The sequence below is a fragment of the Roseivivax isoporae LMG 25204 genome (assembly GCF_000521865.1).
In the GTDB taxonomy this organism is placed as follows: Bacteria; Pseudomonadota; Alphaproteobacteria; order Rhodobacterales; family Rhodobacteraceae; genus Roseivivax; species Roseivivax isoporae.
Map to the genome: position 1 here is coordinate 1 of NZ_JAME01000061.1, position 11398 is coordinate 11398.

Here is an 11398-nt window from a genome sequence, read left to right on the forward strand (position 1 = left end):
CATCCAGAGCGGCTTGCCGAGAAAGAGAACGAGCAGAAATTCCACGAAGCTGACCTCATCATGCTTCGGCCCGAGGATCGTCTCGCGGAAATGCGGATGGAACACCGGGCCATGAGATGCGGTCCGACATCACGGCGATCACCCGCCGTCAGAGGGGCCCGGCCCGCCGTGGGAAGATCGGTACCCGCGAGGATTGTACAAGGCATGCCCGAAGAAATATCGCGCTGGTGCGGCGCGCTTCCCTCCAAGGGCAGCCCGAATACCGCGGTTCTCGCGCGACCGAAATGACTGGTGGGTCGTGACGGGCTCGAACCGCCGACAATCTCGGTGTAAACGAGGTGATGTGGCGGCTATGATATTGAAATCGTGTGGAAAGCGTTTCCTAGAGACTTCGTAGAACACGGCGGAAAAATCGGAAACGAAACGCGAATCTGGGAAACGTTTTTCGCAGGGTTCCGATTGGCTGGAGCAGCCCTGGCAACAGCGATCCGCCCTTCGACGTCACCGGTTATTTTCTGCGCCTCGCCAGGCGAGCCGCCGGGTTAACGACCTTGGCTTGAGTTCGCCGCGTAGGCCGAACCTCTGATCGCCCGACAGGTCCACGTGCGGTCGCTTCCTGCAGCACTCATTTCGTAGGCCATACCACCAGGGATCGCACTGCCACTGGCGATCCCGACAGACGTCGTGCCGAAATGGGCTGCGGCGGCCGTCAGACAGGCGTTCTGCAGATTGGTGTCTGCCATCCCTGAATACGTCGTCTGGGCAGATGCCGAAGCGGCACCTAGGGTCGCCAGCACTGCAGCAGCAAGAAACGGATTTCTCATTCGACCATCCTCCATTCGGTTAGGAAAGGTCAGATAGCTCCAACGATCGAGCTTTCCATCTGCGCCCCGATCTTGCCTCAATTGCTCGAGAAAACAGAAAGAGACGGTAGAGAATAGAGGAGCCGAGACGGCCGCAGTTTCCGCCCTGTCTGAACTCTCAGACAGGGCGTCGAAAGACCTACGGCTTGATCAGCATGTCCTCCGGCTTGGCTCCGCTTTCGATCGCTGAAGTGAACCAATCCGGCTTTCGCCCGCGCCCCGACCATGTCAAGTCGGGGTCCTCGGGATGGCGGTATTTCGGAGCGTTCTTCGGCCCGCCCAATCCGCCAACGGACAGTTCAGCCAGCGTGAACCCCATTTCGCGGACTGCGGCTTCCGCTGCCGCCATCGCCTCGGCACGACGACGCTTGTCGTAATTGTTGATCGCCTTGTCGATGTCTCTCCGAAGCTGAAGGAGTTCGTCTCTGGAAAACTCGTTTAGGTCCATGCGGATATCTACCTGATGCTTGAGAATGCCACGTCGGCGTCTCTATCGCCTGCGCGTGCCTTTCCGCTTATAATACCTTTGGAGTGATTGACCAGCGCGCATGCTACCGAAAGCGAGCTGTTTGATGAAGAAAAAGACGCACAAGCGCGACGAGCACCGTCGATCTTCTGGACTGATCGACTCGAAATCCGGCGTCACCGTGGTGAGATGAGCCCGGATGAGCGCAACCTCGCAATCACCTTCCTTGTTAACAAGGCGCTCCGGCAAGCTGCCCAGAAAGCAAGGCAGGTCCACCCACTGGCGCCTGTTCAGGAGCCGGTCTCTTACTCCGAGAACGTCATTCCATGGCCAGACCGGGCATCCGGCGCGTGAGCGCCGTCGCTGAGTGTCGCCAGTAGTCTGAACATTCCCTGGTGGCCGTCTGGAAGCTGGTGCCGCATGGAGTCGGCATCATCGACATGACGCGCGGATATCCGGTGGAGGGCTTTCACGTGGCGGCACATTCCAGCATGCCGCCACGCTCGCCTGTCCCTCGTCACCGCCTGGCAACACGAGAGATTTTCGGCGACCCGTCTCCGTCCCCTATTCCTGGGGCAGCGCGGTTTCGAACGTCCCTTCAACCGGCACGCAATTGTCGGTTTCGATCGGCGTCGCGAAGCCGTCCATGAAGCACAAGCGGCCGGAGACCGTACCGCGAATGCTTTCGTCATCAATGTGCTCGATCGTCACCAGCTCTTCGTCATCCGGGTTCACCCAGCTCTGGGACATCTTTTCCGGCACATGCATGACCGTCTGATCGACCATTCCACCACCTGACATTATCGCCAGGGAGATCGCGAGAACGTCCTCGGTGTACGATCCACCTTCGGTGTAGCCTTGAATGCTGATGTCCTTGACCGGACCGTATTCCGTGACCCCGGTGTTGAAACTGACCGAGGGGTCGGTGCTGCGCAGGGTTTGCCAGACGCGGTCTTCGCCGTCCAGGGTCAGGGAGATTTCGCCTATGACCTCTTGCGCACTGGCCTGCGCAGCAAGACCTGCGGAAAATGCAACTGCCAGAACGGCGAGAAGTCGGTGGGTTCGAATGCCTGATGTCATTGTCGGTCCTTCCAAATCGAATGCACGTGATGGAGGGCATGCCGGCACCAGGTGTCAAGGCACGATGCCTTGCTTGGCGAGATTCTTAATTCCCGCACGCATGGCGTTCGAAGATTACGCCGAAAAAATCTGGGGAGTACGGGCGAGCCGGAAAATCGCCGCAGACCGCTGGATTCCCGCCGCCAGCGGGCGTACAGGGAACATCGCTCGGCGGCCATTGTTCAACGCGCTGCCGCCAGAACCATAAAAAGAAAAGCGAGCCTACCGTGTCAGAGAACATCGAGCTCATCGACAACGTCGACGTGGTCACCATTCTCCTGCTCTTGCGATTTCGGGCCCGTGCGTACGCCGAAAATGCCAAGGCAGCAGATGACCTTGTCGAAGCCGTCTTGAAAGAGGCGATCGCCAATCCGCCTGAATGCTCCACCCAGTCGGAATTGCAGGAGTGGCTGCTCGAGCGGCTGGTAGCCCAAGGCACGCTGAAAAACGCTGTCAGGAAATGGATCATGACGCGCGGCTGAGGGTGACATGTCGACGCCGGTTCCCGCCGATTCGAGAGACCGGCCGCTCGCCGGAGCCTGCGCCTTTGGGGACAAATTCCCCTTCGCGGAGGTCACTTTTGGATCTCACCCGCGGCTCCACATTGGCTTCTTGACCTTCCAGTAAGTGGAATCCCCATGTTCCGGATGGCTGCGGCGGCCGCGCGTACGCGCGCCGAATGTCTGCAGGGCATCCACGCTGGAGGAACGAAAAATGCGTACAGTCACCGGGAAAATTCTGAGCGCGGCAGCGCTGACCATCGTCTTGGCGGGCGGCATTGCCGGCGCGAGCGCCGCGAACGAACACGGCCACGGTCACGGCAAGATGCCGCACGACGAGATGATGGATCACGGCGGAATGATGCAGCACGGCGGGACCGCGGAGAAGGAGGCCGACGAGCACGGCTCTCACGCTGCAGGCCAGGACAGAGCCGATGAGCCCGCCTCGACGGCTGCCTATCGCGCTGCGAACCTCGCCATGCATTCGGCCATGGACATCGAGTTCACGGGAGACGCGGACATCGATTTCGCCCGCGGCATGATCGGCCATCACCAAGGGGCCATCGACATGGCGCGGATCGTCCTCGACCACGGCAGCGATCCGGACCTGCGTCAGCTCGCCGAGGACATCATCGCCGCGCAGGAGGCAGAGATCGCATTCCTCGAGGCCTGGATCGCGGATCACGCCGACGAGTAGACGCCACATCACCTCTACCCGCGCGCGGTCCGCTTCCGGCACGGCGCGCGGGGTGCACCCCCGTCACATCTTCTCCTTGATGCCCGCCCGGATGAGCCACCAGTTGACCGGGTAGGACGTCGCGAAGCCGCAGAGCATGGCGATCTGCATCATGAACCAGAACTCGGGCGTCGGGACCTCGAGCCGCGCGTCCAGAAGGTGCGCGAAGACCCAGAAATGCGCGAGCGCCATGAAGCCGTACATGCCGACCTGCCATGCCGTGAGGGACAGGGCGTCGGCCTTGATCGCCTGGACCAGGCCCCGGCCCACGGATAATCCTCGCATGGGCTTGATGGTGAAGTACTGGAACGCCACGCCGAACGCGAAGGCGAGGATGTAGTCGAGGATCCAGACCGCGAACATCTTCTCGGGAAAGAGGCTTTGCCAGCCGAGCCAGATCGCCACGGCCGGCACGAGGAACGCCAGCCACTCGGCGATGATGTCCCCGAGCGCGCAGCCGCTGCCGCAATGCGCGGCGCCCTTGGCGACCATGCCGGGGAACGGGGTTCCGACCTTGTTGGGCATCGGGTCGCCGCGCTCCATGGCCGGGGCGACGCGGCTTCGCGCGGCGAGCTTGCCATACGAGAAATAGGCCCAGAGCGCGATCACGCTGGCGAAGAGCGCGACCAGCGGCCAGACCACGTTCATGATCCACATGTGCTGCGGATCCCGCGTCTCGTCCACGACGATGATCACCGCGCACGCGCCGCCCGCGGCGAGCGAGACGATCGACAACAGGTGCAGCCATTCAGGAATCATGTCGGCTCCCGTACGTGTCCGGTGTCGCGTGTCCGAACAGGCAGCCACGCCTCCTGTTCCGGCAGCCGGGAAAGATTGCCAGGACGGGAACCTTCCAGCGCTGGAGGCTTGTTCTGCCCGCAGGAGCCGTGCTTTTGCCGGAGGTCAACCATGCCACGCGACGATGTCCAGAAGACCGCCACCCTGTACCGGATGGTGATGCCCGATCACCTCTGCCCTTTCGGCCTCAAGACGAGGGCGCTGCTGGAGCGCGAGGGATACACCGTCGATGATCACTGGCTCGAGACCAAGGAGGAGAAGGACGCCTTCATGGCGCGCCACGGCGTCAAGACGACGCCGCAGACATGGATCGGCGACACCCGCATCGGCGGCTACGAGGAGGTCCGCTCCCACCTTGGCAAGCCTGTCGTGGGCAAGGACGACACCACGTACAGACCGGTGATCGCGATCTTCTCGGTCGGCCTTCTCCTGGCCCTCGCGGTCAGCTGGGTGGCGTTCGGCACGGTCCTGTCCCTGCGCACGCTGGAATGGTTCCTGGCAATTTCCATGACTCTGCTCGGCCTGCAGAAGCTGCAGGACGTCGAGAGCTTCTCGACCATGTTCCTGAATTACGACCTGCTGGCCGTGCGCTGGGTGCTCTACGGCACGATCTATCCATTCGCCGAAACGCTTGCAGGCGTCCTGATGGTCGCGGGCGCGCTCGTCTGGATCGCGGCGCCGATCGCGCTCTTCATCGGCACGGTGGGCGCGGTGTCGGTGTTCAAGGCGGTGTACGTGGACCGTCGCGAGCTCAAGTGCGCCTGCGTCGGCGGCGGCAGCAACGTGCCTCTGGGCTTCGTCTCGCTCACCGAGAACCTGATGATGATCGGCATGGGTCTCTGGATGCCGGCGCGGATGCTGCTGACCTGAGAGCGCCCGTGAACCGGAACGTGATCGCGACAGGCGCCACCGCGCTTGAAGCGTGACCATGCCGTCGCTTAGCTTCGGCCTGCACCCAAGCGGGGCGTGATCCGCGCCCGGCACGCAACGGAAAGAAAGCTCGCCATGTCGCACCTCACCATGACCCGCCGGGCCGTCCTGACCGGCGCGGCCGCGTTCGGTCTCGCGGCGCTCCTGCCGATCCGCGGACGCGCCGCCGCCCCCGCGATCCACGTCCTGAAGGACCCCAACTGCGGATGTTGCTCGGCGTGGATCGAACATCTCGAGGCGAACGGTTTCACGGTCACGTCCGAACCCGCGCGCGGCGTCGCGCTCAGCCGCTACAAGCTCGAGAGCGGGATCCCGGCCGAGATGGCCTCCTGCCATACGGGCCGGATCGACGGCTACATGATCGAGGGCCACGTCCCCGCCGCCGACATCCGCCGCCTTCTCGACACGCGTCCCGACGCGGTCGGTCTGGCCGTGCCCGGCATGCCCTACGGCTCGCCCGGCATGGGCCCCGAAAGCCAGCGCGAGGCCTACGACGTCCACCTGGTGCTCCGGGACGGCACGACCGAGATCTTCGCGCGCTACGACGCAGCCTGACGGACGGCGTGCCTGACGGCGGGAGGCGCAGTTCAGCATGCGAAGCAAGCCGCCGGCGTCCGTCCGTGGACCTCACACGTCCCGCAAGCTGGCCGCGACGAAATCCGCCCGCTCCTGAACGCCCACCAGGGGAAGCTCGACGATCTGGTAGCCAAGCCGCGTGTAGGTCTCGGCCATGACGCGGCCCGTTGCCTCGGCCTCCTGGCGGTCCTGCTTGCGCTCGCTGTCCTGCGTGAAGATCTCATCCCAGTACGGAGCGAGGAAGACTTGCCTGCAGTAGCGATGCAGCTCCGCCGCCCTCTGCACATGTGCGGGGACCGGCAGACCGCAGAGCGTCAGGTACCCCAGCACGTCGGGGATGCCACGATCCATGACGACGTGCGCCCCCTTTCCGAGAGCCTCCTGGTACGAGCGCAACTCCCAAGCCAGCATGAGCTCGGCGAAGAGCGCTCTATCCGCCCAAGGCAGCGCCGCGCCACCTAGCCTGACCTGATCCTGAATGATCGCACGCCCGGCCTCGGGCATCGTGGCGAAGCCGTGCCGCGCCATGCAGTCGATCACACTGCTCTTGCCGGACCCGGGACCGCCCGTCACCACAACCATATGCACACACATGTGCCATCCAAAACTGCTTATTCAGGGGAAATGCGTCGGAAGCCCGGAAACTAGCCGTGGTGGACCGTCGCGCAACGAAGCCTACAAAGCGTGCGCGACCAACACAATGCACTCCTCCGGACATTCTCCGCGGCAGGTCGACGGTCGGCTTTCGGTCACCTGCGGACCATCGCCGGCTGTAAGCTGAAAGTCTGGAATGCAGACTTTCCGGTCAATCGGCGACCAACCGATGCGGTTGCAGCATGACGATGGAGGAGCTCGCAGCCGCAGCAATACAGGTTGTGCGCCGCGGCGCGCATCACGGAAGCGGTCGTTCGAGGCTACGCCAGACCAGGGAATGTAAACCCAACATTCGCTTTTCCACACTGTTACACAGAGCGTGAACGATCCCACTGGAGCCACGGGTTTATTGGCATCAAGCGAAGTACGCCTTGATCTTGCTATCACGCCAGCAGGTCAAACACCTCACCGCCGATCTGCAGGTTGATTGAGCTCTGCCCGTCGCCGTCCACCAGCGCCCAAAATGTCTGCCCGCGGTAATTCACGAAGGCCTCCTGCACCTCATCGTCGCCGGCCCTCTCTCCGTCCGGAGAGGCGGTGTGGTTCGTGCGCAAGACGAAATCCGAGACCGAGGCCGAGGAGTCGCCGAAGAGCAGCACATCGCCCTCCGCCGCGTTGTAGTCCTGGATCCAATCCGAGCCATGACCCTCCGCACCCGCGTGGAAGAACCGGTCCGCCCCGGTACCGCCGTTGATCCGGTCAAAACCGAAACCGCCGTTGACGAAGTCGTCGCCCGCGCCCCCGAACACGAGATCGGAGAAGGCAGAGCCGGTGATCACGTCATTCCCGTTCTGACCCTGCAGCTGATCCACCCCGAAGCCGCCGGCAATGGTGTCATTCCCGTCCTGGCCGAAGACCAGATCGTTGCCGTGGCCCGCCTCGACGCTATCGTTGCCGGCACCGGCGTAGATCACGTCTCTCTCGTCATCAGGCGACAAGCCCCCGATAAGGGTATCATTTCCTTCGCCGCCATTGACTGTATCGGCACCTATGCCGCCATTAAGAAAGTCGTCCCCGCCAAAAGAAACAAGAACGTCGTCGCCGTCACCGCCAGTCAGAATATCACTCTGCTCCGTGGCGGTAAGTCTGTTGTTCTCCGGGGTTCCCTGAAGAAAATTGAAGAGGTCAAGGTGCGTGAGGAAATTGGAATTCAAGACCTGCTCTCCAGACATGGTCGAGCCGGACTGATAAGTGCCATATCGCAGCACGGCCTCTCCGTCTGACAGATGGGTCAAAGTGCCTCGATTGCTGCCGTCGGTCCCGCTGATCGAATAGGCAGGCCCAACACGTTCACCCGAGGCGCCGAAGCTCTGCACAACCACAACTGCACCATACCTATCGGTCTGCCAGTCCTGCCAGGCCACGGTAAAACCCCCGCCGTCAAGCGCCACCGCGTTCAACGGCCGATCCTCGCCGGGTGCGGGTGTGTTGACCTCAATCGTCTCTCCGAGAGCTGTTCCATCAGAGGTGTAGACTTGAGCACGGACCTCGTCCTGCAAACCGGTCACGCGCTCTGACCAGAGGGCCAGCTGGTTTCCGTTGTCGAGCTCGGTCACGCTGAACCGCGTTCCCTGTTCCGGGATCGGAAGGGTTGGCACCAGCTCGGCAGCGCCTAAGGCCGTCCCGTCAGTCCCATAAAGGCGTCGATACGACTCACCATCGGTCCAATTGATTTGGAAGCCCCCGTCGCGCAGAGCCGTCAGGCGTTCGGCAGGATCCTCCAGACTGATCGTCTGCAATACACTCGAAAAGTTGGGGTCATAAATGCTGACGGTCTGATTTTCTGCCGCGAAGTCAAGACCGAGATAAACGGCCTCTTCACCGACATCATTCCACAGCACGGCGACTCGTCCGTCTTCCAAGATCTCGGCGTCAAGAAGCCAGGCGTTTTCCGCGTCGCGACGCGAATCAAACAGGACCTCTACCTCTTCAGAGACCGCACCTTCGGCGTCAATAGATCGAGCAAAGATGGAAAACTCCGGGATGGGAGGAGAGACGGGCGGCGAGGCATCATAATTCGTGGACGCGGCCCAGAACACGGCATATCCACCATCTTTCAAGGCGAGTGCCAGGTGTTTGCGGATCCAGTGCCCAGGTTGGGGATCAAGGACAGCAGTCTCCCCTTCCACCGCACCGTCGGTGTCAAAGACCTGAGCGAAGAGCTGGCTGTTGGCAGGAACAACATCCAAGAATGACGTCCAAACGCGCGTGTCGAAAGTGGCAATATAGCCGCCGGCTTCAGATGATGTCACGACCGCGTCTTGCGCAGAACCCGAAGCAATGGAAGGAAGCAGCGTCGTCTCGCCTCCCACCGGGGCGAGAAGAGTTGGATAATCGGACACCAAGGTGATCCTTATATTTCAAATGACTTTCAGGCTACACTTTTCCGATCCAGACAACAAGACGAGCACTGCTGCCTATACTTGAGGGCATGAAACGGTAGTTTTTGCGACAGCGTCGGATCGCTGTTGCGACTGCGCGCCTGACTGGACATCGGCTCCCTACGAGGTCCGATTTCGCGGGTTGGCCCGATGCGCCTCGCCCCCGAAGCGAAAGTCAGCGCTGCCCAAAAGACCGAACTTTGTTTGGGGCGCAGCGAACACAGTGTATGCGCCGCGAACGGCCGAAAGGCTCGCGGAGCGGTCGCTGCTCCCGAGGATCCCGCTGCGCACTGTTCGAACGACCGGATCCACAGCTGCGATGCGGCATGAAGATTCGCTCAGCCACAACGGGAATGCCGCTGCGAGCGCACGCAGCGAGAATTTGCTTCTTCCGAAACGGGCTCGAACCGGACCTTCGCCGCAAGCGGCTCAGGGTCTGCTTCGAGCCGTCCTTGGTCAGGCGCCCGCGGCCCACTCTTGGGCGGGATTACTCAAGTGTAGGCCGATCAAGCTTACGCAATACGTCGCGCACGTAGCGTTCCGCGATCGCGTCGAGAACTCCGTCGCCCGGCACCAGCGCCTTGACCGCCTCCGGCACGGACTGGCGCGCGTGGGCGATGGCGTGGGCTTTCAGTGTGCCGAGGCCGACGCTGGGCCCGTGCTTGATCGCGGACATCGCGCCCGACATGAGCGCCTCGTGCAGCGCCTCGCGGTGGCGCTTCTGGATCTCGATGCCTGTCCAGGCGCTGAGCTGGCGCGCGGCGATGCCGATGATGATGGTCAGCACGAGGCCGAGGAGCTCGATCACGTGCGGCTCGAGGGTCGTCCAGAGGTTGTCCATGGTGGGTCCTTTCTGTCAGCGGCAGCGCCGCGTGGGGCGGCGGAGCGCCGCGTGGAGGGCCAGCGCGACGCGCCAGTCCGTCATGGGGAGGTGGAAGAGGGCGCGGATCACTCGCCGGCGAGCGCCCGCATCGCGAGGTCGCGGATCTCCGCGAGCCGCCAGCGGTAGATCGTCGCCGCGGTGGCCTCGTCCTGGTCCTCGGGGGCGGGCTTGGCAGCGGGCCCGTGCCCCAGCCAGCGCGCGACCTGGAAGCCCGGGCAGGCCTTGGCGGCATATTCGTTGTGGCCCGAGATCTTCAGGTCACCGAAGCGCGCCTCGAGGTCCGCGATCAGCGTGCGCAGCGCGGCGTCCTGCTCGGGCGTGAAATGATCCGCGAAGGCGTCGGTCTCGGCCGAGCCGTGGCCGCCGAAAAGCGCGATGCCGATCGTGCCGGTGTTGTGCCTCGCGACGTGCGCGCCGATGCGCTCGAGCGGCCGGCCCTCGGCCACGGTGCCGTCGCGGTCGACCAGGTAGTGATATCCGGTGTCGGACCACTTGTTGATCTGGACATGCCAGCGTTTCACCTCGCCCACGCGCCCGGCCGTCGATGCGCCAGGCATGAAATCGGGCTGCGTCGCCGTGCAATGCACGACGATCTCGTTGATCTTTCTCATGGTGTTCTCCGGTGTGGGGATGGGCCCGCGAGCCGCGCGGGCGGCGGTCAGCGCGCCGCGCCGAGGCTCGGCGGCGGCGATGTCATAAATTTTCGCGGCGCCGGAAACATTTGCGGCACCGGCGTGTTGAGCGCGGGTCGGCTACGCACATAGTCGGCAGGTAACGGGTGAACCGCGGTCAATCCCAACCGCCGTGGTTCCATTCGGGGAGGCCGCGCCAACGCCCCCGTAGGCGCGGCTTGCCCACCTCTCGGTTCAGCCGGGGGCGTGCCTGCTCTCCGGCGCCGCGGATTTCCCCTGGATTGTTAAGGAATCGTGAAACTCTCAGCGCCGTGCTGCCGTTCATGATGGTTACTGGCCGGCGCGATGATCCGCATGTGCCAGAGAGGTGCGGCGCCATTCCCCCCGGTGTTTGGGCCGCCGTAGTCTCGGCTGGGCAGGTCACACCAACACCCTCTCGGTGAGGCCTGCCCAGATTTCCATCCGGCTGAGAATCCAGCCGCAGGCCGCACGACACATGACCACCGCTTGCTGCTCAGCCGATCGACGGCGTTCGCGGGCGCCCGCCACGCTTCCGGATTCGTTAATCCCGGTGAAACTACGTGCGCTGGTTTTTCGTGTATGGTGGGTCCAGCCGGTCTAGGGCTGGCCAGATTAATGAGTGAACCGCGGCGCCAGTTCCCCTTGCTCCCGCGGTTTGTGTTGGGGCAGGTCGCGTCAACACCCTCTGAGGCGCGGCCTGCCCGCCTCCCGGTTCATCCCGGATCGTACACCTCCGAGCAGAAGGCGCCGAAGACGCGGCGCCGACCGTTCAGGTCTTCCATGACATACTCCGAGCACACCCGGTGGGCCGCGTCCGGCTGCGCGCAGCCGCCCGTGAA

11 protein-coding genes are annotated in these 11398 nt (G+C 63.2%); 4 read left to right on the forward strand and 7 right to left on the reverse strand.

Annotated features, from left to right (window positions below):
• Positions 1-1002: 1002 nt before the first annotated feature.
• Both RISW2_RS24310 and RISW2_RS21570 read right to left on the reverse strand, forming a co-directional pair.
• Positions 1003-1311, reverse strand: a complete 309-nt coding sequence (locus RISW2_RS24310) for an H-NS histone family protein (protein WP_084615520.1) — start codon at positions 1309-1311, stop codon at positions 1003-1005.
• Between the two features lie 582 nt (positions 1312-1893).
• Positions 1894-2409, reverse strand: coding sequence for a hypothetical protein (locus tag RISW2_RS21570; RefSeq protein ID WP_043774982.1), 516 nt, complete (start codon positions 2407-2409; stop codon positions 1894-1896).
• 266 nt (positions 2410-2675) lie between these two features.
• Between RISW2_RS21570 and RISW2_RS21575 the strand changes: the two genes are divergently transcribed.
• Together RISW2_RS21575 and copM are read left to right on the forward strand one after the other, a co-directional pair.
• Positions 2676-2930 (forward strand): hypothetical protein, encoded by a 255-nt coding sequence (locus RISW2_RS21575; RefSeq protein WP_043774986.1) that lies wholly within the window; start codon positions 2676-2678, stop codon positions 2928-2930.
• Between the two features lie 232 nt (positions 2931-3162).
• On the forward strand, positions 3163-3645 hold the full coding sequence (copM, locus tag RISW2_RS21580; protein WP_043774989.1) for a CopM family metallochaperone: 483 nt from the start codon (positions 3163-3165) through the stop codon (positions 3643-3645).
• Between the two features lie 63 nt (positions 3646-3708).
• On the opposite strand, the gene RISW2_RS21585 is transcribed toward copM, so the two are convergent.
• On the reverse strand, positions 3709-4443 hold the full coding sequence (locus tag RISW2_RS21585; protein ID WP_043774992.1) for a DUF4396 domain-containing protein: 735 nt from the start codon (positions 4441-4443) through the stop codon (positions 3709-3711).
• 150 nt (positions 4444-4593) lie between these two features.
• Between RISW2_RS21585 and RISW2_RS21590 the strand changes: the two genes are divergently transcribed.
• Both RISW2_RS21590 and RISW2_RS21595 read left to right on the forward strand, forming a co-directional pair.
• Positions 4594-5352 (forward strand): MauE/DoxX family redox-associated membrane protein, encoded by a 759-nt coding sequence (locus RISW2_RS21590; protein WP_043774995.1) that lies wholly within the window; start codon positions 4594-4596, stop codon positions 5350-5352.
• 135 nt (positions 5353-5487) lie between these two features.
• A complete protein-coding gene (locus tag RISW2_RS21595) occupies positions 5488-5967 on the forward strand; it encodes a DUF411 domain-containing protein (protein ID WP_156943940.1) in 480 nt (159 codons plus the stop codon).
• A 72-nt stretch (positions 5968-6039) separates the two neighbouring features.
• Here the strand turns inward: RISW2_RS21595 and RISW2_RS21600 are convergent, their stop codons facing one another.
• The 4 genes from RISW2_RS21600 to RISW2_RS21615 form a co-directional block, all read right to left on the reverse strand.
• Positions 6040-6570 (reverse strand): AAA family ATPase, encoded by a 531-nt coding sequence (locus tag RISW2_RS21600; RefSeq protein ID WP_425277804.1) that lies wholly within the window; start codon positions 6568-6570, stop codon positions 6040-6042.
• Between the two features lie 455 nt (positions 6571-7025).
• Positions 7026-8984, reverse strand: coding sequence for a calcium-binding protein (locus RISW2_RS24775; RefSeq protein WP_156943941.1), 1959 nt, complete (start codon positions 8982-8984; stop codon positions 7026-7028).
• Positions 8985-9510: 526 nt separating this feature from the next.
• Positions 9511-9864 (reverse strand): hypothetical protein, encoded by a 354-nt coding sequence (locus RISW2_RS25725; RefSeq protein WP_051492276.1) that lies wholly within the window; start codon positions 9862-9864, stop codon positions 9511-9513.
• A 107-nt stretch (positions 9865-9971) separates the two neighbouring features.
• Entirely contained in the window at positions 9972-10517 is a 546-nt protein-coding gene (locus RISW2_RS21615; RefSeq protein WP_051492279.1) for an N-acetylmuramoyl-L-alanine amidase, read from the reverse strand.
• Positions 10518-11398 lie beyond the last annotated feature (881 nt).